The organism is Janthinobacterium sp. BHSEK, assembly GCF_056174685.1.
In genome coordinates, this window is the sequence record NZ_JBWBYV010000044.1 from 61,725 (window position 1) to 87,520 (window position 25,796).

The 25,796-nt window shown below is 63.0% G+C and carries 23 protein-coding genes and 1 other RNA gene; 14 read left to right on the top strand and 10 right to left on the bottom strand.

All coding sequences use genetic code 11. From position 1 onward, the window contains the following. Positions 1–29: 29 nt before the first annotated feature. Positions 30–2,726 carry a pyruvate dehydrogenase (acetyl-transferring), homodimeric type gene (aceE, locus tag AC0V2Y_RS16015; RefSeq protein ID WP_099408847.1) on the bottom strand — a complete coding sequence of 899 codons (2,697 nt, stop codon included), beginning with the start codon at positions 2,724–2,726 and terminating at the stop codon, positions 30–32. Between the two features lie 535 nt (positions 2,727–3,261). Between aceE and folD the strand changes: the two genes are divergently transcribed. The 5 genes from folD to AC0V2Y_RS16040 all read left to right on the top strand — a co-directional run bounded on the left by folD (position 3,262) and on the right by AC0V2Y_RS16040 (position 8,555). Further along, complete coding sequence (gene folD / locus AC0V2Y_RS16020; RefSeq protein ID WP_070221908.1) at positions 3,262–4,107, top strand: bifunctional methylenetetrahydrofolate dehydrogenase/methenyltetrahydrofolate cyclohydrolase FolD; 846 nt, start codon at positions 3,262–3,264, stop codon at positions 4,105–4,107. 120 nt (positions 4,108–4,227) lie between these two features. Continuing rightward, positions 4,228–6,312 (top strand): M3 family metallopeptidase, encoded by a 2,085-nt coding sequence (locus AC0V2Y_RS16025; RefSeq protein ID WP_475414746.1) that lies wholly within the window; start codon positions 4,228–4,230, stop codon positions 6,310–6,312. An 8-nt stretch (positions 6,313–6,320) separates the two neighbouring features. Next, entirely contained in the window at positions 6,321–6,758 is a 438-nt protein-coding gene (locus AC0V2Y_RS16030) for a DNA polymerase III subunit chi (RefSeq protein ID WP_475414747.1), read from the top strand. Further along, on the top strand, positions 6,755–7,132 hold the full coding sequence (locus tag AC0V2Y_RS16035) for a hypothetical protein (protein ID WP_475414748.1): 378 nt from the start codon (positions 6,755–6,757) through the stop codon (positions 7,130–7,132). Before AC0V2Y_RS16030 ends, AC0V2Y_RS16035 begins: the two co-directional genes overlap by 4 nt. 280 nt (positions 7,133–7,412) lie before the next feature. Beyond that, the gene (locus AC0V2Y_RS16040) at positions 7,413–8,555 is read left to right on the top strand and encodes a branched-chain amino acid ABC transporter substrate-binding protein (protein WP_046686027.1); all 1,143 of its coding nucleotides are present in this window, start codon (positions 7,413–7,415) and stop codon (positions 8,553–8,555) included. Here AC0V2Y_RS16040 and AC0V2Y_RS16045 read toward each other — a convergent pair. Then, positions 8,548–9,450 carry a LysR family transcriptional regulator gene (locus AC0V2Y_RS16045; protein WP_475414749.1) on the bottom strand — a complete coding sequence of 301 codons (903 nt, stop codon included), beginning with the start codon at positions 9,448–9,450 and terminating at the stop codon, positions 8,548–8,550. The two genes, AC0V2Y_RS16040 and AC0V2Y_RS16045, sit on opposite strands and share 8 nt — an antisense overlap. A gap of 91 nt (positions 9,451–9,541) precedes the next feature. Between AC0V2Y_RS16045 and AC0V2Y_RS16050 the strand changes: the two genes are divergently transcribed. Continuing rightward, positions 9,542–10,555: an NAD-dependent epimerase/dehydratase family protein gene (locus AC0V2Y_RS16050; RefSeq protein ID WP_475414818.1), complete on the top strand. Its 1,014-nt coding sequence runs from the start codon at positions 9,542–9,544 to the stop codon at positions 10,553–10,555. 21 nt (positions 10,556–10,576) lie between these two features. On the opposite strand, the gene AC0V2Y_RS16055 is transcribed toward AC0V2Y_RS16050, so the two are convergent. Together AC0V2Y_RS16055 and ilvD are read right to left on the bottom strand one after the other, a co-directional pair. Continuing rightward, positions 10,577–10,888, bottom strand: a complete 312-nt coding sequence (locus AC0V2Y_RS16055; RefSeq protein WP_436478689.1) for a c-type cytochrome — start codon at positions 10,886–10,888, stop codon at positions 10,577–10,579. A gap of 220 nt (positions 10,889–11,108) precedes the next feature. Next, the gene (ilvD, locus tag AC0V2Y_RS16060) at positions 11,109–12,980 is read right to left on the bottom strand and encodes a dihydroxy-acid dehydratase (RefSeq protein WP_475414750.1); all 1,872 of its coding nucleotides are present in this window, start codon (positions 12,978–12,980) and stop codon (positions 11,109–11,111) included. 170 nt (positions 12,981–13,150) lie between these two features. Here ilvD and AC0V2Y_RS16065 point away from each other — a divergent pair, with 170 nt between their 5' ends. The 3 genes from AC0V2Y_RS16065 (at position 13,151) to AC0V2Y_RS16075 (ending at position 16,619) form a co-directional block, all read left to right on the top strand. Next, entirely contained in the window at positions 13,151–14,062 is a 912-nt protein-coding gene (locus AC0V2Y_RS16065) for a LysR family transcriptional regulator (protein ID WP_475414751.1), read from the top strand. Positions 14,063–14,141: 79 nt separating this feature from the next. After that, complete coding sequence (gene lgt, locus AC0V2Y_RS16070; RefSeq protein WP_077408057.1) at positions 14,142–14,972, top strand: prolipoprotein diacylglyceryl transferase; 831 nt, start codon at positions 14,142–14,144, stop codon at positions 14,970–14,972. Positions 14,973–15,125: 153 nt separating this feature from the next. Continuing rightward, entirely contained in the window at positions 15,126–16,619 is a 1,494-nt protein-coding gene (locus AC0V2Y_RS16075; protein WP_475414752.1) for a GGDEF domain-containing protein, read from the top strand. Here the strand turns inward: AC0V2Y_RS16075 and AC0V2Y_RS16080 are convergent. The 5 genes from AC0V2Y_RS16080 to AC0V2Y_RS16100 form a co-directional block, all read right to left on the bottom strand. Beyond that, the gene (locus tag AC0V2Y_RS16080; RefSeq protein WP_475414753.1) at positions 16,616–17,080 is read right to left on the bottom strand and encodes an EVE domain-containing protein; all 465 of its coding nucleotides are present in this window, start codon (positions 17,078–17,080) and stop codon (positions 16,616–16,618) included. The two genes, AC0V2Y_RS16075 and AC0V2Y_RS16080, sit on opposite strands and share 4 nt — an antisense overlap. A 78-nt stretch (positions 17,081–17,158) precedes the next feature. After that, positions 17,159–17,336: non-coding RNA, 6S RNA (ssrS, locus tag AC0V2Y_RS16085), on the bottom strand. A 201-nt stretch (positions 17,337–17,537) separates the two neighbouring features. Further along, the gene (locus AC0V2Y_RS16090) at positions 17,538–17,849 is read right to left on the bottom strand and encodes a cell division protein ZapA (RefSeq protein WP_034747344.1); all 312 of its coding nucleotides are present in this window, start codon (positions 17,847–17,849) and stop codon (positions 17,538–17,540) included. After that, on the bottom strand, positions 17,849–18,112 hold the full coding sequence (locus AC0V2Y_RS16095; RefSeq protein WP_034747342.1) for a hypothetical protein: 264 nt from the start codon (positions 18,110–18,112) through the stop codon (positions 17,849–17,851). Before AC0V2Y_RS16095 ends, AC0V2Y_RS16090 begins: the two co-directional genes overlap by 1 nt. Positions 18,113–18,268: 156 nt before the next feature. Next, on the bottom strand, positions 18,269–19,015 hold the full coding sequence (locus AC0V2Y_RS16100) for a hypothetical protein (RefSeq protein ID WP_475414754.1): 747 nt from the start codon (positions 19,013–19,015) through the stop codon (positions 18,269–18,271). Between the two features lie 525 nt (positions 19,016–19,540). Here AC0V2Y_RS16100 and groES point away from each other — a divergent pair. The 3 genes from groES to AC0V2Y_RS16115 all read left to right on the top strand — a co-directional run bounded on the left by groES (position 19,541) and on the right by AC0V2Y_RS16115 (position 22,223). Beyond that, positions 19,541–19,831 carry a co-chaperone GroES gene (gene groES, locus AC0V2Y_RS16105; protein WP_010400979.1) on the top strand — a complete coding sequence of 97 codons (291 nt, stop codon included), beginning with the start codon at positions 19,541–19,543 and terminating at the stop codon, positions 19,829–19,831. Between the two features lie 50 nt (positions 19,832–19,881). Beyond that, a complete protein-coding gene (groL, locus tag AC0V2Y_RS16110) occupies positions 19,882–21,531 on the top strand; it encodes a chaperonin GroEL (RefSeq protein WP_475414755.1) in 1,650 nt (549 codons plus the stop codon). A 221-nt stretch (positions 21,532–21,752) separates the two neighbouring features. Continuing rightward, on the top strand, positions 21,753–22,223 hold the full coding sequence (locus tag AC0V2Y_RS16115; RefSeq protein ID WP_475414756.1) for a hypothetical protein: 471 nt from the start codon (positions 21,753–21,755) through the stop codon (positions 22,221–22,223). Here AC0V2Y_RS16115 and AC0V2Y_RS16120 read toward each other — a convergent pair whose 3' ends face one another. Further along, positions 22,224–23,489, bottom strand: a complete 1,266-nt coding sequence (locus tag AC0V2Y_RS16120) for an MFS transporter (protein ID WP_475414757.1) — start codon at positions 23,487–23,489, stop codon at positions 22,224–22,226. It abuts the gene before it with no gap. Positions 23,490–23,563: 74 nt separating this feature from the next. On the opposite strand from AC0V2Y_RS16120, the gene AC0V2Y_RS16125 reads away from it, so the two are divergent. Both AC0V2Y_RS16125 and AC0V2Y_RS16130 read left to right on the top strand, forming a co-directional pair. After that, on the top strand, positions 23,564–24,121 hold the full coding sequence (locus tag AC0V2Y_RS16125; protein ID WP_475414758.1) for an N-acetyltransferase family protein: 558 nt from the start codon (positions 23,564–23,566) through the stop codon (positions 24,119–24,121). Between the two features lie 82 nt (positions 24,122–24,203). Beyond that, positions 24,204–25,778 carry a POT-type proton-dependent oligopeptide transporter gene (locus AC0V2Y_RS16130; protein ID WP_475418121.1) on the top strand — a complete coding sequence of 525 codons (1,575 nt, stop codon included), beginning with the start codon at positions 24,204–24,206 and terminating at the stop codon, positions 25,776–25,778. Positions 25,779–25,796 lie beyond the last annotated feature (18 nt).

Sequence of the window (25,796 nt, forward strand, 5' to 3'; positions counted from 1 at the left end):
GCCCTGGCATCATCGGGTCCGCACAACGATTACTGGGTCACCGGATTCGGTTTGTTCGCGTCGATGCCGTACTTGGCGATCGCCTGCTCCACCACCGACACGTCGATCTTGCCTTCGTCAGCCAGCGATTTGAGCGCGGCCACGGTGACATAATAACGGTTCACTTCGAAGAACTCGCGCAGCTTGGCGCGGCTGTCCGAGCGGCCAAAGCCATCGGTACCGAGCACTTTGTAGGTGCGGCCCTTCGGCATGAAGGCGCGGATCTGTTCTGCAAATGCGCGCATGTAGTCGGTCGTGGCGACGATCGGGCCGTCCGTGTCCTGCATCAGCGACGTCACGTACGGCACGCGCTGCTGTTTCGACGGGTTGACCATGTTCCAGCGTTCGGCGTCCTGGCCATCGCGGGCCACCAGGGTCAGCGACGGCGCCGACCATACGTCCGCAGCCACGCCCCAGTCGTTTTCCAGCAATTCGGCGGCAAAGATCGATTCGCGCAGGATGGTGCCGCAACCGATCAACTGTACGCGCAGCTTGGCGTCAGCCTTGCCTTCCTGCAGCTTGTACATGCCTTTCAGGATGCCTTCTTCCTGGCCTGGCTTGATGCCTGGCTGGGCGTAGTTCTCGTTCATGATCGTGATGTAGTAGAACACATCTTCCTGGTTGGCGATCATGCGGCGCAGGCCGTCCTGGATGATGACGGCGACTTCATGGCTGAAGGTCGGGTCGTACGGCATGCAGGTCGGGATGGTCGCGGCGAAGATATGGCTGTGGCCATCTTCGTGCTGCAAGCCTTCGCCGTTCAGGGTCGTACGGCCAGCCGTGCCGCCCATCAGGAAGCCGCGGGCGCGCATGTCGGCCGAAGCCCATACCTGGTCGCCGATGCGCTGGAAGCCGAACATCGAGTAGAAGGTGTAGAACGGGATCATGATGCGGTCGTTGGTCGAGTACGACGTCGCCGCGGCGATCCACGAGCTCATGCCGCCCGCTTCGTTGATGCCCTCTTGCAGGATCTGGCCGGCCTTGTCTTCGCGGTAGTACATGACCTGGTCCTTGTCGACCGGCTCGTACAACTGGCCTTTCGGGTTGTAGATGCCGATCTGGCGGAACAGGCCTTCCATGCCGAAGGTACGCGACTCATCGACCAGGATAGGCACGACGCGCTGGCCCAGGTTCGGGTCTTTCAGCAGGGTCGAAATGACGCGCACGAAGGCTTGCGTGGTCGAGATTTCGCGGCCTTCCGGCGTCGCTTCCAGCACGTTCTTGAACGCGTCGAGGCCAGGCACGGGCAGGGTTTCTTCCGCCTTCTGGCGGCGCTGCGGCAGGTAGCCGCCCAGGGCCTTGCGGCGCTCGTGCAGGTAGACCATTTCCGGCGCGTCGTCGGCAGGCTTGAAGAACGGGATGTCGGCCAGCTTGTCGTCAGGGATAGGCAGCGAGAAGCGGTCGCGCATTTCGCGGATGGCTTCGTCGTCGAGTTTTTTCGTCTGGTGCGCCGTGTTGCGCGCTTCGCCGGACTTGCCCATGCCGTAGCCCTTGATGGTCTTCACCAGCAGGACGGTAGGCTGGCCCTTGTGTTCCTGGGCGATCTTGAAGGCCGCGTAGATCTTGTGCGGATCGTGGCCGCCACGGGTCAGGCGCCAGATGTCGTCGTCCGTCATGTTGGCAACCATTTCCAGCAGCTTCGGATGCTTGCCGAAGAAGTGCTTGCGCACGTAGGCGCCATCCTTGGCCTTGTAGTTCTGGTATTCGCCGTCGACGGTTTCCATCATCACGCGCTGCAGGATGCCTTCCTTGTCTTGCGCCAGCAGGGCGTCCCAGCCCGGGCCCCAGATGACCTTGACGACGTTCCAGCCCGCGCCACGGAATTCGCCTTCCAGTTCCTGGATGATCTTGGTGTTGCCACGTACCGGACCGTCCAGGCGCTGCAGGTTGCAGTTGACCACGATGACCAGGTTGTCGAGCATGTCGCGCGCGGCCAGGCCGATCGCGCCCAGGGATTCCGGCTCGTCCATCTCGCCATCGCCGCAGAAGGCCCAAATTTTACGGTTGTCGGTCTTGGCGATGCCGCGTGCGTGCAGGTATTTCAGGAAACGCGCCTGGTAGATCGCCATGTGCGGGCCCAGGCCCATCGACACGGTCGGGAACTGCCAGAAGTCAGGCATCAGCTTTGGATGCGGGTACGAGGACAGGCCCTTGCCGTCGACTTCCTTGCGGAAGTTCAGCATTTGCTCTTCCGTCAAGCGGCCTTCGAGGAAGGCGCGCGCGTAGACGCCGGGCGAGGAGTGGCCCTGGATGTACAGCAGGTCGCCGCCGTGGTCGGCCGTCGGCGCGTGCCAGAAGTGGTTGAAACCGATACCCAGCATGTTCGCCAGCGAAGCGAACGAGGACAAGTGGCCGCCCAGGTCGCCGTCGGCGCGGTTGGCCTTGACGACCATGGCCATGGCGTTCCAGCGCATCCACGAGCGCAGGCGCTCTTCGTATTCCAGGTTGCCGGGGCAGTGTGCTTCTTGCTTGGTGGGGATGGTATTGACGTAGGCGGTGGTGCTGGAGAACGGGATCTGGGCGCCACGGCGGCGGGCCAGGTCAACCATGCGCTCCATCAGGTAATGCGCGCGTTCCGGACCTTCGTTTTCCAGCACCGCTTCGAGCGCGTCCAGCCACTCCTTGGTTTCCTGCATATCCGGGTCGGTGCCGATCTGTGTCGTTACCTGGTTCAGTTGAGCTGACATCTGTTGAGTCTCCTTTGTGAACGCCCCACCCCGATTTTCCGGATCGCTGTCGGACGGTATTTCGCTGATTATTTACTATTAAGTCGGTTTAGTGTGGGGATTCTAACAGCGTATTTAGTATTTTTCAAATTACGATATAGCATTTCATATCATGAAATCGCCCTATGAAATTTATGCTGCACTGCCGCAAATTCTGTCCGGAAATTAGGGTGATCAAAGTGCCAAAAACTGCGCCAAAAGAAACGCAGGCCCTTGCGCTCCCTAGGCCACCAGCACACCAGCAAAACGCATTAACGCCCCAGTCGTCCGCACAGGCATACCGGGCCAAGCGGGCCTGAAAAATGTCGAGGGCAAGGCGCGGCGACGCAGACAGTACGCCAGTACGGCAAGGAGCTGCAACGCCGCCATCGGCATTTTCTCAGGCCCGCGCCTCCGGCCCGCTTTTTAACGTAACGGCTTGGCGCCAAAACCGCCCCTTTGCGCCGCCCGGCTTTATAATCTGTCTTTTCCCTCCTACATCTCTCAGCCCCCTACCATGCCAGCACAACTGATCGACGGAATCGCCCTCTCCCAAAAACTGCGCAGCGAGATCGCCACGCGCGCCGCCGCCCTCACGGCCAAGGGCACCCAGCCCGGCCTGGCCGTGATCCTCGTCGGCGAAGACCCGGCCAGCCAGGTGTACGTCCGCAACAAGGTCAAGGCGTGCGGCGACGTGGGTTTCCACTCGGTGCTGGAAAAATATGAAGCGGACCTGTCCGAAGCGGACTTGCTGGCACGCATCGCCAGCCTGAACGCGGATCCCGCCATCCACGGCATCCTCGTGCAGATGCCCTTGCCCAAGCACATCAACCCGCACAAGGTCATCGAAGCGATCGCCACGACGAAAGACGTGGATGGCTATTCCGTGCTGAGCGCCGGCGAACTGATGACGGGCTTGCCCGGCTTCCGTCCTTGCACGCCGTACGGCTGCATGAAACTGATCGAAAGCACGGGCGTCGACTTGCGCGGCAAGCACGCCGTCGTCATCGGCCGCAGCAACACGGTCGGCAAGCCGATGGCCCTGCTGCTCTTGCAAGCGAACGCTACCGTCACCATCTGCCATAGTGCGACCCCGGACCTGGGCCTGTACACGCGCCAGGCGGACGTGGTTGTGGCCGCCGTCGGCCGCCGCAACACCCTGACGGCCGACATGGTCAAGCCGGGCGCCATCGTCATCGACGTGGGCATGAACCGCGACGATGACGGCAAGCTGTGCGGCGATGTGGATTTTGCCGGAGTGAAAGAAATCGCCTCCCACATCACCCCAGTACCGGGTGGCGTGGGTCCGATGACGATCACGATGCTGTTGATGAATACGGTAGAGGCCGCCGAGCGCATCTAAGAGGAGCACCTGAGAAAACGTCCATGGCTGCGTTGCAGTGCCTCGCCGTACTATTCGTACTGCCTTCGGCACCGCGCCTTGCCCTGAACGTTTTTCAGGCGCTCCATATATGAAGACAGAATGGACGAACCGACGATGAATACCAATCCCCTGCTTGATTTTTCCGGCCTGCCACGCTTCGACGCGATTACGCACGAGCATGTCACGCCTGCCATCGATACCCTCCTGGAACAGGCACGCGCCACCGTGGCGCGGCTGGAAGCGCCCATGGAAGAAGTGAGCTGGGACAACTTCGTCGCGCCCCAGGACCAGATCGCCGAAACCCTGGGCCGCGCCTGGAGCATCGTCAACCATTTAAATAGCGTGATCGATACGCCGGAGCTGCGCGCCGCCTACAATGCCAACCTGCCTAAAGTGACGGAATTCTGGACCGAGCTGGGCCAGAACGAAATTCTCTTCGGCAAATACAAGCAATTGCAGGCCCGCGCCGATTTCGCCAGCCTGTCGCCGGCGCGCCGGCGCATCGTCGAGAATGCCGTGCGCGACTTCCGCCTGGGCGGCGCCGAGTTGCCAGAGGACAAAAAAGAGCGCTTTGGCGCCATCCAGGAAGAACACGCGGCCGTCGGTACGCGTTTTTCCGAAAACGTGCTCGACGCCACGAATGACTACAAGTTGCTGGTCGACAATGAAGCCGATCTCGCCGGCCTGCCCGACGACGTGAAGGCCGCCGCGCGCGCCGCCGCCGAAAAGGCGGGCAAGCAAGGCTATGAATTCTCGCTGCACTTCCCATCCTACTACCCGATCCTGCAATTTGCCGACAAGCGCGCGCTGCGCGAAACCATCTACCGCGCCAACGCCACCAAAGCCTCGGACCAGGGCGAGGTCTTCAGCAAGAAAGAGGACTGGGACAATACGCAGAACATCGTCACCTTGTTGCGGCTGCGCAACGAAGAGGCACAATTGCTCGGCTACGCCAATTTCGCCGAAGTGTCGCTGGTGTCCAAGATGGCGACCTCGCCCGCGCAAGTCATCACCTTCCTGGAAGACCTGGCCAAGCGCGCGCGCCCGTTCGCCGAGAAGGACCTGGCCGAACTGAAGCAATTCGCCCGCGAAGAACTGGGCCTGGATGAACTGCAGGCGTGGGACGTGCCGTACGCTTCGGAAAAGCTGCAGGAACGCCGCTACGCGTTCTCGGCCCAGGAAGTCAAACAATATTTCCCTGAACACAAGGTGATCGACGGCCTGTTCCGCCAGATCCAGAACCTGTTCGCGGTCGAGATCAAACTGGATACAGCGCCCGTCTGGCACCCGGACGTGCGCTTTTACCGCATCGAGCGCGACGGCCAGCTGGTCGGCCAGTTCTACCTGGACCTGTATGCGCGCGCGGGCAAGAGCGACGGTGCGTGGATGGACGATGCGCGCGGCCGCCGTGCCGATGCACAGCAAGTGCAGACGCCGATCGCCTATCTGACCTGCAATTTTACGCAGCCGGCCGTGCTCGACGGCAAGGCACAGCCTGCCCTGTTCACCCACGATGAAGTGATCACCCTGTTCCACGAGTTCGGCCACGGCCTGCACCATATGCTGACCGTCGTCGACGAACTGGGCGTGTCGGGCATCGCCGGCGTCGAATGGGATGCCGTGGAACTGCCGTCGCAATTCATGGAAAATTTCTGCTGGGAATGGGAAGTGCTCGAACACATGACGGCGCATGCCGTCACGGGCGAGCCGCTGCCCCGCGCGCTATACGACAAGATGCTGGCGGCCAAGAATTTCCAGTCCGGCTTGCAAACCCTGCGCCAGGTGGAATTTTCCCTGCTCGACATGCATCTGCACTATGACTACGATGCCGGCACGGGCCAGACCGTGCAGCAGCTGATCGACGGCGTGCGCGCCAGGTTCGCGCTGCTCATCCCGCCCCCGTTCAACCGCTTCCAGAATGCCTTCGGGCATATCTTCTCCGGCGGCTACGCGGCTGGCTACTACAGCTACAAATGGGCCGAGGTGCTGTCCGCCGACGCCTATGCGGCGTTTGAAGAAGCCCGAGCGCTGGGACCGGCCGCCACCACGGCGGCGGGCAAGCGCTACCTGCAGGAAATCCTGTCCGTCGGCGGCTCGCGCCCCGCACTGGAATCGTTCACGGCCTTCCGCGGCCGCGAACCGAGCATCGACGCCCTGCTGCGACACAGCGGCATGGCAGCGTGAAGGGCGACATGACGCGCGTCGACTTTCATACCAACGTGCCGGACAAGCTGGCCTACGCCTGCCGCCTGGCGCGCAAGGCGTATATGGCCGGCAACAAGGTCGTCGTGCTGGCGCAAGATAGCGCCCAGCTCGACGCCTTGAACAGCGCCATGTGGACCATTTCCGCCACGGATTTCCTGCCGCACGTGCTGGCCGGCGACCCGCTGGCCCCGCAAACGCCCATCATCCTGACCGATGACGCGGCGGCCGAGCTGCCGCACCACGACATCCTCGTCAACCTGTCGCAGTTGCCGCCCGCCAATTACGCTGATTTCCAGCGCGTGTTCGAGATCGTTTCCATGGATGAACAGGATGCGCAGGCGGGCCGCCAGCGCTTCCTGCACTACCGCCAGCAGGACGTGCAGCCGACGCATTTCGTGGCGGGTAACTCAGTGGACAAACCATGAGCCAGCAACCATTCGACCAGGGCATCCCCCTGCTGACGGAGGTGCTGCTGGGGCCGGAGGTGCCGCAGGTGGTTCCCGTCGCACCTGCTGCGCCTGCTTTCGAGGAAGCGCCAGCATTGCCGCCCAGCATGCCGCAACCCGACTGGGACGCCATCGAACAGCGGCTGACGCAGCGCATCCTGCATCAGGTGCAGGGCAAGATCGACCATCTGCTGGAAGAGCGCATCGCCCACGTCCTGCAGACGGCCCTGCAAAACGCCCTGATCGGCATGCGCGGCGCCCTGCGCGAAGACTTGCAGCAATCGCTGGAGCAGATCGTCGCGCATGCGGTGAGCCATGAACTGGGACATCTGCATCCACCCGCTCAGCCCTGAGCATGCTGCGCAATGTCGGGTTACGCGCTGCGCGCTAACCCGACCTACCCCGACCTGCCCGACCTACCCTATTCTTTCCTCCAACGCCATTCTTTGGTGCGCTCGCGCCTGCGAAATCGGTGCATCGCGCCTCACTTTGGTGATTGTTGCGACAAAATGTAAAAAGCCCGAAATGCGGCTTTGCGCCGCCTGTTTTTTGTTGTACCTTTCTTCACACGTACCGCCATTCGAAGCGGTTTTCACGAGACGCCGCCGTATCTTTATCCATTGGAGAATGTTTATGCTGCTCAAGACCAAAGTCCTTCCTCTCGCCCTCGCCCTCGCCTTTGCCGGCCATGCGGGCGCGCAGGAAATCATCAAGATCGGCCACGTCGCCCCGGTCTCTGGCGCCAGCTCCCACCTGGGCAAGGATAACGAGAACGCGGCCAAGATGGCGATCGAGGATTTGAATGCCAAAGGCTTCAAGATCGACGGCAAAGCCGTCAAATTCGTGCTGGTGCCCGAAGATGACGCGGCCGATCCCAAGCAGGGCACGGCCGTGGCGCAAAAGCTGGTCGACGCCAAGGTCAACGGCGTCGTCGGCCACCTGAACTCGGGCACGACGATTCCCGCCTCGCGCATCTACTTCAATGCCGGCATCCCGCAGATTTCGCCGGCCGCCACCAACCCGACCTACACCCAGCAGAAATTCAACACGGCCTTCCGGGTCGTGGCCAATGACAACAAGCTGGGGGGAACTTTGGGCGCGTATGCCGTGGGCAAGCTGCAGGCGAAGAAAATCGCCGTCATCGATGACCGCACGGCCTACGGCCAGGGCGTGGCGGAACAGTTCGTCAAGGGCGCCAAGAAGGCGGCACCAGGCGTGCAAATCGTCGGCAAGGAATTTACCAATGCCAACGCAACGGACTTCAATGCGATTTTGACCAGCATCAAGTCGAAAAATCCCGACCTGATCTTCTTTGGCGGCATGGATTCCGTGGGCGGCCCCATGCTGCGCCAGATGAAGGCGCTGGGCATCAAGGCCAAGTTCATGGGCGGCGACGGCCTGTGCACGGAACCGCTGGGCAAGCTGGCGGGCGACGCCGTGGGCGAAGACATGGTCACCTGCGCGGAAGCGGGTGGCGTGACGGGCGCGCAGCAAAAAGGCATGGACGATTTCCGCGCCCGCTACAAGCAGAAATACAATATGGAAGTGCAGCTGTACGCGCCATATGTCTACGATGCCGTGATGACCATGGCCACCGCCATGCAGGATGCGAAGTCGTCGAAACCGTCCGTCTACCTGCCCTTCCTGGCCAAGGTGCACTACCAGGGCGTGACGGGGCCGATCTCGTTCGATGCCAACGGCGACATCAAGGATGGCGCGCTGACCTTGTTCACCTACCGGGATGGTAAGAAAACCAAGATGGAAGTGGTCAAGTAAGCGGCTGTCCAGCCACGTAAGCCAGTAATCCTTCGGCCAGCGCGTCGAAGGTGGCGCGGCAGCGCAGGCTGCCGCGCAAGTCTTCATGCATGGTGACCCAGGTTTCCATCGGCAGCGAAAACGCTTGCGGCAGCACGCGCCGCAGGGCCGGATCGCGCGCCGCCAGCCCTGCCTGGCACACGCCGATGCCGGCACCCGCCCGTATCAGGGCCAGTTGCGCCAGGTCGCTGTCGCTGCGCCAGGCAAAGTTTTCCCGCGAAAATCCCTGAAAGGCCGCGCCCGCGTTGCGCACGAAGGGGCTCGCCTCGTCGTAGCCGATGACAGCGTGTTGCGCCAGATCAAGCAATCCCGCCGGCGTGCCATGGCGCGCCAGGTAATCGGCGTGCGCATGCAGGCCCAGTTCGATCTCGCCCACCTTGCGCGCCACCAGCTGCTCCTGGCGCGGACGCAGCATGCGCACGGCGATGTCCGCCTCGCGGCGCAGCAAATCCTGCACCTTGTTGCTCAATACCAATTCAATGACCAGGCCCGGATGGCGTTCGCGCAAGCGGGCCAGGACGGGCGGCAGCACTTCCACGCCCACCACTTCGCTGGCCGCAATGCGCACGATGCCGGCCACGCCCTGCCCCTGGCTGCTGGCCGCGCGCTCCATCAGGGCCGCCGTGTGCTCCATGGTTTCCGCATGGGGACGCAGCGCCAGGGCCACTTCCGTGGGCAGCAAGCCCAGCTGGGAACGCGTGAACAGGGTCGCGCCCAGCGCCTGTTCCAGCGCGGCGATATGCCGGCCGGCGGTGGGCTGCGTGATGCCCAGCGCGCGGGCGGCGCCGGACAGGGAGCCGTGCTTCAGCACGGCCAGCAAGGAGCGGTAGTATTCCCAGGCGATCGGAGTAGTCATACATAAATGTATAGCCTATGCTCGATGTTCGTCAATTCCCAACCAGCCTTGCGGGGCAGATACTGGCACCATCAACCACACGGAGGTCATGATGGAGAACACGAAAACAGTATTGGTACTGGGCGCGACAGGCGGCATCGGCGGCGAGATGGTGCGCCAGCTGCTGGCGGCGGGCTGGCAGGTACGCGCCCTGAAGCGGGGAGAAACGCCATCGCCACGCGGCGACGGCATTGAGTGGCTGCGCGGCGATGCGCTGTCGCGCGCGGACGTGCTGGCGGCCGCCAAAGGCTGCGCCGTCATCGTGCACGCCGTCAATCCGCCCGGCTACCGCCACTGGGGCCGGCTGGTGCTGCCCATGCTCGATAACACGATCGCCGCGGCGATGGCCGAAGGCGCCACCATCGTGCTGCCGGGCACCGTCTACAACTTCGGCCCGGACGCCTTTCCCGTGCTGTCGGAAGACGCGCCGCAACGTCCGCTCACGCGCAAGGGCGCCATCCGCGTGGAACTGGAAGCACGGCTGGAACGGGCCAGCACGCAAGGCGCGCGCGTGCTGATCGTGCGCGCGGGCGACTTCTTCGGCCCCCGCGCCGGCAATAACTGGTTTTCGCAGGGCCTCGTGAAACCGGGCCAGAGCGTGCGTAGCGTGCTGTACCCGGGCGCGCCCGGCGTGGGCCACCAGTGGTCCTACCTGCCCGACGTGGCGCGCACGATGCTGCAATTGCTGGCCGTACGCGCCACCTTGCCCCCGTTTGCGCGCTTTCACATGGCCGGCCACTGGGACCACGACGGCCGGCAAATGACGGGGGCGATCGCCCGCGTGGTGGAACAGGCGACAGGAACCGCGCCCGCCCTCCGGCGTTTTCCGTGGTGGCTGGTGGCGCTGGCGTCGCCGTTCGTGGCGACCCTGCGCGAAATGCGCGAGATGCGCTATCTGTGGCAAACGCCCTTGTCCATGGACAATGCGCGGCTGCTGGCCGTGCTGGGGCAGGAGCCGCATACGCCGCTCGACGAGGCCGTGCGGGCGACCTTGGCGGGCATGGGAAACCTGCAGAATTTGCAGGCAGCGGGCAAAAAAAATGCGCCGGGATTGCCGGCGCGCTAATTGCTGGTACTGCGGCACAGATTATTTCTGTGCCAGTACCCATTTAACCAGGGTGTGGGCTTCCGCATCGCTCACTTGCGGATTGGCTGGCATCGGGATCGCGCCCCAGGTGCCGGAACCGCCCTTCATGACTTTCGCCACGAGCTTGTTTTCCGCGTCTTTCTGACCGGCGTACTTGGCAGCCACGTCCTTGAACGCAGGGCCCACCAGTTTCGTGCTCACCGCGTGGCAAGCCATGCAGTTCTTTGCTTTCGCCAAGTCCGGATTGGCCAACGCTGCTTGCGATGCCAGAGCCGATACGGCCAATACACTCACCAACATAAAACGTTTCATTGTCTTTTCTCCAAAGTTACTTCCTGCGGCATTTTACTGTGTTTCCGCAGATGCACCACGAGCCCAGATCAAGCGTTTCAATGTAGTAACGCAATGTAGACGGGAGGCATGCCTATTCTGCCCCATCCGCGCGCGCATCGCCATGTTGTTTGTAAGGCGATGTAACGACGAACGGCCCCGCATCATCAAACGGGGCCGGCCGTCGCACTTATGCAACAAATCAGCGTTTCTGCTTCTTCAACTGCGACAGATCGCGCACGGCGCCCCGGTCGGCCGACGTCGTCAGCGCGGCATACGCCTGCAGCGCCTGCGACACGTAGCGCTCGCGGTCGACGGGCAGCCAGGCCGCGTCGCCCTTCGCTTCCATGGCGGCGCGGCGCGCGGCCAGTTCGGCATCCGTGATGCGCAGGTTGATGCGGCGCTCGGGGATGTCGATGTCGATGAAGTCGCCCTCTTCCACCAGGCCGATGGCGCCCCCTTCGGCCGCTTCCGGCGAGGCGTGGCCGATCACCAGACCCGAGGAGCCGCCCGAGAAGCGCCCGTCCGTGAACAGCGCGCACGCCTTGCCCAGGCCCTTCGACTTGATGTACGAGGTCGGATACAGCATTTCCTGCATGCCGGGGCCGCCTTTCGGGCCTTCGTAGCGGATGATGACGACGTCGCCTTCATGCACGGTATCGGCCAAAATCGCTTCAACAGCGGAATCCTGGCTTTCGAACACGCGTGCCTTGCCCGAGAATTTCAGGATGCTTTCGTCGACGCCCGCCGTCTTGACGATGCAGCCCTTTTCGGCCAGGTTGCCGTACAAGACGGCCAGGCCGCCATCCTGCGAATACGCATGGGCCTTGTCGCGGATGCAGCCCGTGCTGCGGTCCGTATCGACGGCGGCGAAGCGCTCCGACTGCGAAAACGCCGTCTGCGTCGGCACGCCGCCCGGCGCGGCGCGGAACAGTTCGTGCACGGCCGGATCGTCGGTGCACATGATGTCGTTCTGCGCGATGGCGTCGGCCAGGGTCGGCGCGTGGATCGTCGGTAAAGTGGTGTTGAGCAGGCCGGCGCGCGCCAGTTCGCCCAGGATGCCCACGATGCCGCCCGCGCGGTGCACGTCTTCGATATGGTATTTGTCCGTCATCGGCGCCACCTTGCACAGGCAAGGCACCTTGCGCGAGATGCGGTCGATGTCGGCCATCGTGAATTCCACCTCCGCCTCGTGCGCGGCGGCCAGCAAATGCAGCACGGTATTCGTCGAGCCGCCCATCGAGACGTCGAGCGCCATGGCGTTTTCAAACGCGGCCTTGGTGGCGATGGAGCGGGGCAGCACCGAATAATCATCCTGCTCGTAGTGGCGCTTGGCCAGTTCCACGATCAGACGGCCCGCGCGCAGGAACAGCTGCTGGCGGTCCGAGTGCGTGGCCAGGATGGTGCCGTTGCCGGGCAGGGCCAGGCCCAGCGCCTCGGTCAGACAGTTCATCGAGTTGGCCGTAAACATGCCGGAGCAGGAACCGCAGGTGGGGCAGGCCGAACGTTCGATCTCGGCCACGTCGGCGTCGGAGACGGTGCTGTCGCCCGCCTTGATCATGGCGTCGACCAGGTCCACCTTGATGATCTTCTGCGTGCCGTTGACGACCTTGACGACCTTGCCCGCTTCCATCGGCCCGCCGGAAATAAACACGACGGGGATGTTGATGCGCATGGCGGCCATCAGCATGCCCGGCGTGATCTTGTCGCAGTTCGAGATGCAGACCATGGCGTCGGCGCAATGGGCATTGACCATGTATTCGACGGAGTCGGCGATCAGGTCGCGCGAGGGCAGCGAATACAGCATGCCGCCGTGGCCCATGGCGATGCCGTCATCGACGGCGATGGTGTTGAATTCCTTGGCCACGCCGCCGGCCGCCTCGATCTCGCGCGCCACCATCTGCCCCAGGTCCTTCAGGTGCACGTGGCCGGGCACGAACTGGGTAAACGAGTTGACGACGGCGATGATCGGCTTGTCGAAGTCGCCATCCTTCATGCCGGTGGCGCGCCACAGGGCGCGGGCGCCAGCCATGTTGCGGCCGTGGGTGGTGGTGCGGGAGCGGTATTGCGGCATGATGGACCTTCCAAAAGTGTTGGTGCCTGACTGTGCGGATTTCCAGCAAAACCCTGCATGCAGTGGGGGTACGTCAGATTGCCTTGCGCGCGCGCCACTGTCAAATATATGATGCACGTGTCTGTGAGTCGCTTTTCATATCACAGCACTTATTCCACATGGAAACGCATATGAATCTTGAACTGCGCCAGCTGCGCTATTTCGTCACCGTCGCCGAGGAATTGCACTTTGGCCGCGCCGCCGCGCGCCTGCACATGACGCAGCCGCCCCTGTCGCAAACCATCATGGCCCTGGAAGAACAGCTGGGCGCCCCCCTGTTCGTGCGCACGCGCCGCGAAGTGCAGCTGACGCCGGCCGGCACGGCCCTGCTGCCCGAGGCGCGCCGGCTGCTGGCGCAGGCGCTCGATTTGCCCGCCTTGGTGCGGCGCGCCGCGCAGGGCGAGGCGGGACGATTGAGTCTGGCGTTCGTCTCCTCGGCCGACTACAGCGTGCTGCCGCCCCTGCTGCGCGCGTATCAAACTGCCTATCCGCAGGTGCAGATCCAGTTGCAGGAAGCCACCTCGGACCTGCAGCTGGACGAACTGCTGGCCGGGCGCACGGATGCGGGCCTGCTGATCCCGCCCCTGCCCGAGAAGGCGAAGGGGGAGCTCGATTACCTGCCCGTGCTGGCCGAGCCGCTGGTGCTGGCCGCGCCGTCCGGCCTCGCCATCCTGAACACGCCGGGCCCCGTGCGCCTGCGCGACCTGCCGCCCCTGCCCCTGATCATTTTTCCGCGCGCGATCTCGCCCGCCCTGCACGACGCCATCCTCGGCGTCTTCCGCGCGGCCGGCGTGACGCCCATGATCGGCCAGGAAGCGATCCAGATGCAAACCATCGTCAGCCTCGTCTCGGCTGGCATGGGCATCGCGCTTGTGCCACAATCGGTATCGAATCTGATGCGCCCGGGCGTAGAATACAGGCCGCTGCAGGACGCCACGCCGCTGGTGGAAACGGGCCTGGCCTGGCGCCGCGACAATCCGTCCGCCGTGCTGCAGGGTTTCCTGGCGCTGCTGCGCAAGCAGATCCGCGCGGCCGCCGATTAGATTAAGTGGCCGCTAAGGCAAAAAACGGCCAGCGCCCCCATACTACGCAACCTTGGCTTTAAACAAAGAAAGAAAACCCATGCTGATACACCCGATGCCCGACCCGATAGCCATCCAGATCGGCCCGCTCGCCGTGCACTGGTACGGCCTGATGTATGTGCTGGCCTTCGCCCTGTTCATTATCCTGGGCCGCGTGCGCATCAAGCAGCCGCATATCGCCGTGCTGGGCTGGAAGAAGGAGGACCTCGACGACATGCTGTTCTACGGCATGCTGGGCGTGGTGATCGGCGGTCGCCTGGGCGAAGTACTGTTCTACCGCCCCGAATACTTCCTGCACAATCCGCTCGAGATCTTCATGGTGTGGCATGGCGGCATGTCCTTCCACGGCGGCTTCCTCGGCGTCATCCTGGCCATGTACCTGTGGAGCCGCAAGGCGGGCCGCAACCTGTTCGACGTGCTCGACTTCATCGCGCCGCTGGTGCCGCTCGGCTACGCGGCCGGCCGCCTGGGCAACTTCATCAATGCCGAACTGCCGGGTCGCATCGCGCCGGACACCCTGCCGTGGGCCATGCAATGGCCGGGCATCCCGTATCCCGTGCACCCGTCGCCGATCTACCAGATGCTGGTCGACGGCATTTTGGTGTTCATCATCCTGTGGCTGTATGCGCGCAAGCAGCGTCCGCGCATGGCCGTGGGCGCCATGTTCACCCTGCTGTACGGCTGCGCGCGCTTCTTCACGGAATACTTCCGCACGCCGGACTGGGAAGTCGTGTGGCTGGGCGTGCCGATCACCTCGGGCCAGATGCTGTCCCTGCCGATGATCGTCGGCGCCATCGCGCTGCTCGTGTGGGCATATAAAAGCCAGGTGATGGGCACGCCGCCCACCAAGGCCCGCCCGGCCAACACGTAACACTGCAGCTCCTCCCCGATGGCGCGCCAGGCAGGCGCGCCATCCCCTCCTCCGGCAACACTTCCCTCGAAGCAACAAAATTTCCTTGTGGAATAGACTTGCTGTTGGCATCTGGGTATCATGTTTTCACGTGCAACAGGGGAGTGCCTTGCCATGCCGCCTGCCGGGCGAAAACTGACATGCTCGATGGCGCTGGGCGCCTGCTATGTGCTGGCACAGCTGGCCTTGACGGCCTGGGCGGGCACGCGCGCGCCCTGGGTGAGCTATACGTTCAGCATTGTCGCGCCCCTGCTGGCGCTGGCCGCCTGTTGCCGCTGCGCCTGCGTCAGTGCGGCGGGCGCAGCCAGGACAGGCTGGGCCCTGTTCGCCGTAGCCATGCTGTTCTGGAGCACGGGCATGATATTGTCGGCCTGGCAAGACCTGAGCGGGCAGGTGGCATCCGACGCCACGTATTTTTCCGATTTTGCCTATTTCATGTATGGCGCGCCCCTGCTGCTGGCCATGTCGTCCGTGACGCACGAGCATCCCTCGCGCACCCTGCAATGGCTGGACGCCGTGCAGGTGCTGCTGGCGGCCTACCTGGCCTATACGGCCATCTTTTCCGTGTCGCCATTCGACCAGCGTTCCATCGCGCCGATTCCCGCCAGCCTGCTGGTGCTGACCTACAACGTGGAAAACCTGGCCCTGGCCTGCTGCGCCTCGCTGCGTTTGCTGGCGCACCGCCGCGATGGCGAGCAGGGCCGCTTTTACCTGCTGCTGACGGTGTTTTTATGGTGCTACGGGGGCTGCGCGGCCATCTATAACTATCTGACCTTGCACGGCGTGACGACAGCATGGAGCGAGGTGCTGCCGGGCCTGCCGTTCCTGCTGCTGGCGATGCTGGCCGCGCGAGTCCGGATGACCGGAGCCGAAGCGCCGCCAGGCCAGCCTCCGCAGCGGCTGACCCTGCTGATCGACAATTTCAGTCCCATCTTCTTTACGGCCGCCCTGCTGGGCCTGGGCTTTGCCGTCATGCGCACGCATTTCTACCTGGCGGCGGCGTCGCTGTTCGTCGCGCTGCTGGTCCACGCGCTGCGCTCGGCCACCTTGCAAAGCCGCTACATGCAAAGCGAACTGGCCTTGCGCGCGGCGCTGGACAAGCTGGAAAAGCTGTCGCTGACGGATGGCTTGACGGGCATCGCCAACCGGCGCAGCTTCGACCAGACCTTGCAGCTCGAGTGGCAGCGCGCCGCGCGCAACGGGCAGCCGCTGGCGCTGCTGATCATCGATATCGATTTCTTCAAAAGCCTCAACGATACCTTCGGCCACCCGTATGGCGACGCCTGCCTGGTCAGCATCGCGGCGGCCCTGCATTCCGCGCTGCCGCGCGCCAGCGACCTGGCGGCCCGCTTCGGCGGCGAGGAATTTGCCGCCATCCTGCCCGCCACCGACCGCGCGGGGGCGCTGGCGGTGGCGCACAAGATGCAGGCAGCGATCGCCGCGGCCGCCATCGCCCAGGCGCCGTCGCGCGGCGGCCTGGTGACGGCCAGCATCGGCCTGGCGCTGCATGACGGAAATCAAACGCCGGAGCAGCTGTTGGCCGCCGCCGACCAGGCCCTGTACCGCGCCAAGCAGAATGGCCGCGACCGGGTCGAGGAGCGGGCCTAGGCCTTCAGCTTGCCGGTAATGACCTTCCATTGCGCCGGCGTCACGGGCGTGATCGACAGCCGGCTGCCCTTCTTGAGCAGCAGCATGTCTTCCAGCTCCGGCATCTGGCGCATTTCGGACAGGGGCAGCAGCGCCGTCTTCTTCACGCCGCGCACGTCGACGCTGATCCAGCGCGGCTGCTCCGGCGTGGCCTTGGCATCGAAATACTTGCCGCCCTCTTCAAACTGACTGTGATCGGGATACGCGCCGCTGGCCACTTCGGCCACGCCCGCCACGCCCGGCTGCGGGCAGCTGGAGTGATAAAACAGCACGCCGTCGCCCGGCCGCATGCCGTCGCGCATGAAGTTGCGCGCCTGGTAGTTGCGCACGCCAAACCACGGCATGGTGTGTCCGGGCGCCGCCATCAGGTCGTCGATGCTCACTTCATCGGGTTCGGATTTCATCAGCCAGTATTGTTTCATGCAGACTCCGTGTGAAAGCGACAGACGTAAAAAAACGGTTGCGCAGGATGCGGCAACCGTTTTCGGTGGTGATGCAAATTGGGCCCCGCCTGTGCCGCTATGCCGGCATCCCGAACCAAACGGTTCAAGGTGGTCACGTTAGTTCAATTTCGGGTTCGTCGAACGAGCGACGCTCACTCCCATCAAACAAAATTCGCAACCGATGCGCATAAATGGTTCAAGGAATATATGGCAATCGCGAACACCGCAGGGTAGACCCAAGTTTACTCCTTTGATCGCGCATCGCAAAGACAAATCGTAGCGTGTCCGCTTAAAATTCATTTAATAACACTGAACAAAACCGTAGCGAGCGGCGATGAATTGTGGCCAAGAAGCGCAGCTGTGCTTGCACGGGGCCGCCGAGGCAGCGAACATCGCAGGCCGCAAGTCGCGACGCGCAGTAGGTTTGGTTCGGTGTTTAAAAAAGGTTTTCCTGGGGCGTCAGTGCGCTGTCCAGTACCGTGTGCATGGCCGAGATCTTTTGCTTCACTTCCAGGATCGTCAGTTCCGACAGCGGACCTTGCGGCGATTTCACGGAAAGGAATTCCGCGGCCACGCCCAGGGCGGCCAGCACGGCGATGCGGTCGTTGCCCTTGACCTTGCCCGCGTCGCGGATGGCTTTCATTTTGCTATCGAGATAGATCGCCGCTTCGCGCAGCGCGCGCTCTTCGCCGTCGCGGCACACCATGCTGTAGGACTGGCCCATGATATTGACATCGACACGCGGCATTACGCTTCCTTCTCGTTCTCGGCAATATAGGCGCCCGCTTCCGAAGCGGCTTGCTCCAGGCCGGCTTGCACCAGTTCGGGAATTTTTTCCAGCAACGCTTCCACCCGCTCCTGCGCCTCGCGCATGCGTTGCACATACAGGGCGTTCTCGGCGGCCAGCGCGGCATTGTCCTTGCGCAATTGCGCGTTTTCACGGCGCAGCGCATGGGTCATTTCGGCCAGCAGGCCTATTTTGTCGGATAATTCGTTGAATTCGGAAATCATCCCGCCACTATAGGGCGGACGCTCCATGGGCGTCAATCGAATCACGCCGCTGTCACACATATTTACATCAATGCAGGTCAGTTGCCGTGAAATACACGCTTTTTCCGGTGCTTTTCGCCATCTGCACGCATCCGCCGGCGCCGCGATGGCAGCGTTTTACTCGTCGACGTAATCGGGTTCGATATCGAGACCGCCATAGCGGTTTTCGCAAGAGCGGCGCACCAGCGTCTGTTGTCCGCCCTTGCCGTCAAGCACCATCGTCAAGTCGCGGCAAGTACGGTGGTAGCTGCCAGGTTTGGCGTCCGTCCGCGAGGGCGTCAAGCGCACTGCCAGCGGCGCCGCATTGCCCAAGCCTTTGTTGCTCCACTGGCGCGTCTTGCCATCCTCTTCATCTTTCAAGGTGCGCACGGCGGCCGTCAGCAAGGCTTGTTTTTCCTTGGCATTCAGCTTGGCGATGGTCACGTCGGACAGGAAGGACGGATACACGACGGGCGCCGGATCCTTGCCCTGCACATCCCAACGGCCGCTGTTCTGCGAACAGGTGCGGCGGCTCAGGTCCTGCGACTTGTCGCCCGCCGTGACGACGAATTTCAGGTCGCGGCAGATGTGCGCCTTCAGGCTGTGTTCCGTCATGCCGGAGTTGCTGAAGTTATACGTGACCTTCACCCGCACACCGCTGTCGCCGCCGTTGTCCCACACATGGGCTTGCTGGTCGTCGTCGTCCTTGTTGAGGTCATTGAACAGCTCGTTGAGCAGCATTTCCTTTTCCAGCGGCGTCAAGGTGGCCACGGTGATCTCGTCGAGCATGGTGGGTGTTTGCGCGGCGGCATTGCCCAGGCAGGCGAGGCCGACGAGGGCGGCACCGAGCAGGCGCAGGGCGGGACGGGAAAGAGTCGATGGCATGGTGTGCTTTCTGGTACAGGGGGAATATTGATATGCAATTGCAATCATCTTATCAAAGTCCATAGCAAAACTCTGTTTCCCGTGCGTACAGGAACGCCCTTCGCCTGACGGGCATGCTAGAGTCGCGCCTGTTGCTGACGCCCGGGAACGAGGCTTGCGTTTGCGCAAACCCTGCGTAGATGCAGGCTGCGCAGAACGTCCAAGCTTATCTTCCCGGAGAATAAGCCCTTGAATAAGCCCCCTACCGTCCCTATAATTAGCACTCGTTAGTAGAGAGTGCTAACAAACTCTTTCGTAGCAATCCTCAGGACATGATGGTGCATGCCGGGCAACAGCAGGGAACGCTACGCGGCGGGCGACGCCGCGATGCCGCCACTGCCCAGCGCCGGCACGCACTCGATGCCATGGGGTTTGCTTGACCGTTGCGGGCTGCTTTCAACGGCGGTCACTGAAAGCACGCCTGGCGCTGTGCCAGGCATGTATTCATTTAGCAACACCTATCCATTGAACTTTAAGGAGTTTTGTATGAATCTGCGCCCATTGAACGATCGCGTCATCGTCAAACGCCTCGACCAGGAAACCAAGACTGCGTCCGGCCTCATCATTCCTGATGCAGCTGCTGAAAAACCGGATCAAGGCGAAGTCCTTGCCGTAGGCAATGGCAAGATTCTCGACGACGGCAAAGTCCGTCCTCTGGATGTCAAGGTAGGCGACCGCGTCCTGTTCGGCAAGTACGCCGGCCAAACCGTCAAAGTTGACGGCGATGAGCTGCTGGTCATGCGCGAAGAAGACATCATGGCGATCGTCGTCAAGTAATTGTTTCCACGTTGTAGACAGATACATCCCGAAACTCAGGAGAATTGAACATGGCAGCTAAAGAAGTAGTATTCGGCGACGCAGCGCGCGCCAAGATGGTCGAAGGCGTCAACATCCTCGCCAACGCAGTCAAAGTCACCTTGGGCCCGAAAGGCCGCAACGTCGTGCTGGAGCGCTCGTTCGGCGCCCCTACCGTCACCAAGGATGGTGTGTCGGTAGCGAAAGAAGTTGAACTCAAAGACAAGCTCATGAACATGGGCGCGCAAATGGTCAAGGAAGTTGCTTCCCGCACCAGCGACAACGCCGGCGACGGCACCACCACCGCGACCGTGCTGGCCCAAGCCATCGTGCGCGAAGGCATGAAGTTCGTTGCCGCCGGCATGAACCCGATGGACCTGAAGCGCGGTATCGACAAGGCTGTTGCAGCGACCGTCGAAGAACTGGCGAAAATCGCCCGTCCTTGCACCACGACCAAGGAAATCGCCCAAGTCGGTTCGATCTCGGCCAACTCGGATGCATCGATCGGCGAGCGTATCGCTGAAGCGATGGAAAAAGTCGGCAAAGAAGGCGTGATCACGGTTGAAGACGGCAAGTCGCTGAACGACGAGCTGGACATCGTTGAAGGCATGCAGTTCGACCGCGGCTACCTGTCGCCATACTTCATCAACAACCCAGAGAAGCAAGTTGCCGTCCTGGACAGCCCATTCGTCCTGCTGTGCGACAAGAAAATCTCGAACATCCGTGACCTGCTGCCGGTACTGGAACAAGTCGCCAAGGCTGGCCGTCCACTGCTGATCATCGCGGAAGACATCGAAGGCGAAGCGCTGGCTACCCTGGTGGTGAACAACATCCGCGGCATCCTGAAAACCTGCGCAGTGAAAGCACCTGGCTTCGGCGACCGCCGCAAAGCCATGCTGGAAGACATCGCTGTCCTGACGGGCGGCCAGGTGATCGCTGAAGAAGTCGGCCTGACCCTGGAAAAAGTGACCCTGGCCGAACTGGGCCAGGCGAAACGCATCGAAGTGGGCAAGGAAAACACCATCGTCATCGATGGCGCCGGCGAAGCTGCCTCGATCGAAGCACGCGTGAAACAAGTGCGTGTACAGATCGAAGAAGCGAGCTCGGACTACGACCGTGAAAAACTGCAAGAGCGCGTCGCCAAACTGGCTGGCGGCGTTGCCGTGATCAAGGTTGGCGCAGCCACCGAAGTCGAAATGAAAGAGAAGAAAGCCCGCGTTGAAGATGCACTGCACGCAACGCGCGCTGCCGTGGAAGAAGGCATCGTGCCAGGCGGCGGCGTAGCCCTGCTGCGCGCACGCGCCAACATCACGGTCAAGGGCGACAATGCTGACCAGGACGCTGGTATCAAGATCGTCCTGCGCGCGATGGAAGAGCCACTGCGCATGATCGTGCAAAACGCCGGCGAAGAAGCTTCGGTCGTCGTGGCAGCCGTACTGGCTGGCACGGGCAACTACGGCTACAACGCTGCCAACGGCACGTATGGCGACATGGTGGAAATGGGCGTTCTGGACCCAGCCAAAGTGACCCGTTCGGCGCTGCAAAACGCCGCTTCGATCGCTTCGCTGATGCTGACGACCGACTGCATGGTCTGCGAAATCGCTGACGACAAGGCAGCCGGCGGCATGGGCGGCGGCATGGGTGGTATGGGCGGCATGGGCGGCATGGACGGCATGATGTAATGTCCGGCGGCCTGTCGCGCAGGCGACGGCGCGACAGACCGCATACGCCGGGACAGGACAGGCAGACCAAAAGCTGCCAGCGCCTCCCGGCGGCCCCGAGAGCCATCTTCCACGGAAGGTGGCTTTTTTTTCGCCTGGCTTTTTAGAAATTTCAACGATTGCCCACCTGCACGTTTTGCTTTAGCATGGCCGCCATCGTCCCTCATTCTCACGCCACCATCATGCCGCCACGCGCCTCTTCTTCCAAAACCACCATCATCGCCGGCATCCTGGCCGGCTTGCTGGCCGCCGGGCTCGGCGCTTTCTACCTGCACCAGCAGGCCGCACCGCACGGCACCAATACCCCGGCCGCCAGCAGCCCGGCGCCGGAGCAGAGCGCGCGCGCCGTCGATGCGCTGATGGCATTGCCGGAGATCAAGGCCTGGTCGGCGCATATCGAAAAGGCGTCCGGCGGCCGCGCCCACGGCGCCGTGATGGAAACGTCGCCCGATGCGCGCCTCATCGATGGCAAGCCCTACTATGACCTGAACTTCGTGGAAAACACGCCGGACGCGGCGCACCGCTGGGAGAGTTTCGTCGTTTCCCAGGATGGCAAGCGCATCCTCGTCGACGACGTCGTCAGCGGTGAGCTGATCAGCCTGGAACAATGGCGCAAGGACAATGCGCCCATGCAGCGCATCGCCACCCAATAACTACCTGCGCGGGGCCCCCTGCGGCGCCGCGCCGCGCACGCGCGCCACCCACCACACCGTCCACAGCGACAAGCCCGCCGCCAGCCAGCCATTGATGCCGTAGCCGCTGATGTGGCCGGCCGCATCCGCCTGCAGTGTCAGGCCGCCCAGCCAGGCGCCCAGGCCGCTGCCAAAACTTTGCAGGGCTGAATTGGCGCTGAGAAACGCGCCCCGCTTGTGCGGTTCCGGTATCGTCGTCAGCAGCGCCTGCAGCGGTACCATACGGCCCGAGACGAGGGCCATAAAGAAGGGAAACGCCAGCATCAGCGCCAGCAGCGGCAGCTGGGGCAAGTGCGTCATGAACAGCAGCGGCGCGATCGACAGCAAGGACACCCAGCGGAACACCTGCTGCTTGCCGGCCCGGTCCGCCCAGCGGCCGATCAGGCGCGCCGTGAAGATCGTGGCGCAGCCGCCCGCCAGGTAGACCCAGGTGACGTCGGCCGGTGCCAGCCCCATATTGCCCACCAGCACGGGCGAAATGAAGGGAATGACCAGCATGCCGGCCGTCATATTGACAATGGACAAGGAAAACGCTTGCAGGTGGCGCCGGTCCCGGAACAGCGCCAGCAGGTTCGGCAGCACCTGGCGCAGCGGCGTGGGAGCGGCGCCCATGTGCGCCGTCAGCGATGGCAGCACGCGCGCCGCGCCCAGCCAGACCAGCAGCGACAGCACGACCAGCAGGAAAAACGGCGAAGCCCAGCCAAAGTGCGCGGCCAGCACCACGCCGATGGGCACGCCGCCCACGGCCGCCATGGCAAACGAGGTCATGACGACGCCCGTGGCCGCGCCGCGCCGCTCGGCGGGAATCACGTCGCCGATGATGGCCATGACGATGGCGCCCAGCACGCCGCCCGTCAGCCCTGCAAAGGCGCGCGACCACAGCAGCACATGGAAGTTCGGCGCCAGCGCGCAAGCGAGGTTCGACACGGTGAACAGGCAAAACATGGTCAACAGCAGCTTCTTGCGGTCGAAGCGGTCGATATACGTGGCCGCCAGCAAGCCGGACAGTCCCGCGCACCAGGCGTAGGCCGAGACGGCGCCCGAGACGGCAGCCGGGCCGATGTGGAAGGCCTGCATCAGCTGGGGTGCCAGCGGCATCATCACCATGAAATCCATGATGACGGTAAATTGCGTCAGCGCAAGTAGCCACAGCATCGCGCGCTCGCGCGCCGGCGTCAGAACCGCGCCAGCGGACATATCAGGGGAAGGGCTCGGTACAGGTTTCATGCGGCAGATCTTAAGGATGGCGGCGGTGGACGGCAAGGTTTACTTTCTGGTATCAAAGCCCGATACTCGCCCACATGCCCGCCATCACCATCCGCCCCCTCGCGCCAGACGACGCGCCCGCCTACCGCGCGCTGCGTCTGGCCGGCATCGCCGAACTGCCCGCCGCCTTCTGCACCACGTACGCGGCGGAAAGCGGCTTGCCGCTGGCACGGATAGCCGAGCGCTTGCACGCCACTCCATACCAAATAATATTTGGCGCTTTCGACAGGGAACAATTGATCGCCATGGCCGGCCTGCGCCGCGAACCGATCGCCGTCGTGCATGACAAGGCCAGCCTGTGGGGCGTGTATGTGGCGCCGCAGGCGCGCGGGCGCGGCGCGGGACGGCAGCTGGTGCAGGCCGCCATCGACCATGCCTGCGCCATTCCCGAACTGGGCCGCGTGCGCCTGGCCGTGGCGCAGGACAACCACGCGGCGTTGACCCTGTACCTGGGCTGCGGCTTTACCCTGGCGGACAGTCCCGCACCGGATGGCATGCTGCAAATGCAGCTGCTGCTGCCCCGCCCGGCCCGCGCAAGTGCCGAAAGTAATGTCTTTATGAAAATCAATACCTTACAAATCCCTGCGAAATAGCGGACAGGCCGTTTTTTCTGTTGCAAGCAAACGCGGCAGGCCTTAGCATCGCGGCTTACAAAAAAAACTTGGGGGAGAGCCAATGTCATCGGCCGAGACACAAACCGCCACGGGCAAAATGCCGCGGCAAATACCGTACATCATCGCCAACGAAGGCTGCGAACGCTTCAGCTTTTACGGCATGCGCAACATCCTGACGCCATTCCTCATCAGCACCCTGCTGCTGATGATCCCGATCGACCAGCGCACGGGCGAAGCCAAGCACGTGTTCCATACCTTCGTCATCGGCGTGTATTTCTTCCCGCTGCTGGGCGGCTGGCTGGCCGACCGCTTCTTCGGCAAGTACAACACCATCTTCTGGCTCAGCCTCGTGTATTGCGCCGGCCACGCCTGCCTGGCCCTGTTTGAAAACAGCGTCAACGGCTTCTATTTCGGCCTGTTCCTGATCGCCTTCGGCTCCGGCGGCATCAAGCCCCTGGTCGCCTCGTTCGTCGGCGACCAGTTCGACCAGACCAACAAGCACAAGGCCAAGCTGGTCTTCGACCTGTTCTACTGGATCATCAACTTCGGCTCGTTCTTCGCCTCGCTGCTGATGCCGCTGTTCCTGAAGAAGTATGGCCCATCGATCGCCTTCGGCATTCCCGGCCTGATGATGCTGGCCGCCACCATCGTCTTCTGGATGGGCGCCAAGAAATACGTGCACGTGCCGCCGGCGCCGCCGAATCCCGATTCATTCACCCGCGTGGCCCGCACGGCCCTGCTGGCGCGCGTCGACGGCGGCTCGCGTCCCGGCCTGTACGTGGCCTACGTCGGCGTGATCGGCGCCCTGTATGCGTTCTACAGCATTCCCGAATGGGGCTTCGTGATTTCCGCGTGTACGGCGCTGGTCCTGCTGCTGGCCTTCGGCAGCATCGGCACGGCCATGCAGCTGGAACGCGCGCGCGGCATCCACCCGGACGAAGCCGTCGAAGGCGTGCGCGCCGTGCTGCGCATCCTCGTCATCTTCGCCCTCGTCACGCCGTTCTTCTCGCTGTTCGACCAGAAGGCCTCGACGTGGATCGTGCAGGCGAACACCATGGAAAAACCGAGCTGGTTCCTGCCGGCGCAGATGCAGGCGCTGAACCCGATGCTGGTGATGCTGCTGATCCCGTTTAACAACCTGGTGCTGTACCCGATGCTCAACCGCTTCGGCCTGGAAGCGACGGCCCTGCGCCGCATGACGGCCGGTATCGGCTTTTCCTCGCTGGCGTGGATCGTCATCGGCTTGCTGCAGCTGGCTCTCGACAGCGGCAACGCCGTCTCCATCATGTGGCAGATCCTGCCGTATGCCCTGCTGACGTTCGGCGAAGTGCTGGTCTCGGCTACGGGCCTGGAGTTTGCCTACAGCCAGGCACCCGTGTCGATGAAGGGCGCCATCATGAGCTTCTGGAACCTGTCGACCACGGTGGGCAACCTGTGGGTGCTGATCGTCAACCGCAGCGTCATGAACGAAGGCGTGATCGGCAAGATCGCCGAAAGCGGCATCAGCGTGACGGCTTTCCAGATGTTCTTCTTCGCCGCCTTTGCCGCCGTCGCCATGCTGGCCTTCGGCCTGTATGCGAAGCGCTACAAGATGGTCGACAACTACCGCCAGGCGGCCATCCCGGGCAAGGCGTAATCATACAAGTAGGTCGGA

What these genes read in the sequence shown, in the direction of transcription:
- aceE (WP_099408847.1), bottom strand. Translation starts at nt 2,726, where the DNA reads ATGTCAGCTCAACTGAACCAGGTAACGACACAGATCGGCACCGACCCG.
- folD (WP_070221908.1), top strand. Translation starts at nt 3,262, where the DNA reads ATGCCAGCACAACTGATCGACGGAATCGCCCTCTCCCAAAAACTGCGC.
- AC0V2Y_RS16025 (WP_475414746.1), top strand. Translation starts at nt 4,228, where the DNA reads ATGGACGAACCGACGATGAATACCAATCCCCTGCTTGATTTTTCCGGC.
- AC0V2Y_RS16030 (WP_475414747.1), top strand. Translation starts at nt 6,321, where the DNA reads ATGACGCGCGTCGACTTTCATACCAACGTGCCGGACAAGCTGGCCTAC.
- AC0V2Y_RS16035 (WP_475414748.1), top strand. Translation starts at nt 6,755, where the DNA reads ATGAGCCAGCAACCATTCGACCAGGGCATCCCCCTGCTGACGGAGGTG.
- AC0V2Y_RS16040 (WP_046686027.1), top strand. Translation starts at nt 7,413, where the DNA reads ATGCTGCTCAAGACCAAAGTCCTTCCTCTCGCCCTCGCCCTCGCCTTT.
- AC0V2Y_RS16045 (WP_475414749.1), bottom strand. Translation starts at nt 9,450, where the DNA reads ATGACTACTCCGATCGCCTGGGAATACTACCGCTCCTTGCTGGCCGTG.
- AC0V2Y_RS16050 (WP_475414818.1), top strand. Translation starts at nt 9,542, where the DNA reads ATGGAGAACACGAAAACAGTATTGGTACTGGGCGCGACAGGCGGCATC.
- AC0V2Y_RS16055 (WP_436478689.1), bottom strand. Translation starts at nt 10,888, where the DNA reads ATGAAACGTTTTATGTTGGTGAGTGTATTGGCCGTATCGGCTCTGGCA.
- ilvD (WP_475414750.1), bottom strand. Translation starts at nt 12,980, where the DNA reads ATGCCGCAATACCGCTCCCGCACCACCACCCACGGCCGCAACATGGCT.
- AC0V2Y_RS16065 (WP_475414751.1), top strand. Translation starts at nt 13,151, where the DNA reads ATGAATCTTGAACTGCGCCAGCTGCGCTATTTCGTCACCGTCGCCGAG.
- lgt (WP_077408057.1), top strand. Translation starts at nt 14,142, where the DNA reads ATGCTGATACACCCGATGCCCGACCCGATAGCCATCCAGATCGGCCCG.
- AC0V2Y_RS16075 (WP_475414752.1), top strand. Translation starts at nt 15,126, where the DNA reads ATGCCGCCTGCCGGGCGAAAACTGACATGCTCGATGGCGCTGGGCGCC.
- AC0V2Y_RS16080 (WP_475414753.1), bottom strand. Translation starts at nt 17,080, where the DNA reads ATGAAACAATACTGGCTGATGAAATCCGAACCCGATGAAGTGAGCATC.
- AC0V2Y_RS16090 (WP_034747344.1), bottom strand. Translation starts at nt 17,849, where the DNA reads ATGCCGCGTGTCGATGTCAATATCATGGGCCAGTCCTACAGCATGGTG.
- AC0V2Y_RS16095 (WP_034747342.1), bottom strand. Translation starts at nt 18,112, where the DNA reads ATGATTTCCGAATTCAACGAATTATCCGACAAAATAGGCCTGCTGGCC.
- AC0V2Y_RS16100 (WP_475414754.1), bottom strand. Translation starts at nt 19,015, where the DNA reads ATGCCATCGACTCTTTCCCGTCCCGCCCTGCGCCTGCTCGGTGCCGCC.
- groES (WP_010400979.1), top strand. Translation starts at nt 19,541, where the DNA reads ATGAATCTGCGCCCATTGAACGATCGCGTCATCGTCAAACGCCTCGAC.
- groL (WP_475414755.1), top strand. Translation starts at nt 19,882, where the DNA reads ATGGCAGCTAAAGAAGTAGTATTCGGCGACGCAGCGCGCGCCAAGATG.
- AC0V2Y_RS16115 (WP_475414756.1), top strand. Translation starts at nt 21,753, where the DNA reads ATGCCGCCACGCGCCTCTTCTTCCAAAACCACCATCATCGCCGGCATC.
- AC0V2Y_RS16120 (WP_475414757.1), bottom strand. Translation starts at nt 23,489, where the DNA reads ATGAAACCTGTACCGAGCCCTTCCCCTGATATGTCCGCTGGCGCGGTT.
- AC0V2Y_RS16125 (WP_475414758.1), top strand. Translation starts at nt 23,564, where the DNA reads ATGCCCGCCATCACCATCCGCCCCCTCGCGCCAGACGACGCGCCCGCC.
- AC0V2Y_RS16130 (WP_475418121.1), top strand. Translation starts at nt 24,204, where the DNA reads ATGTCATCGGCCGAGACACAAACCGCCACGGGCAAAATGCCGCGGCAA.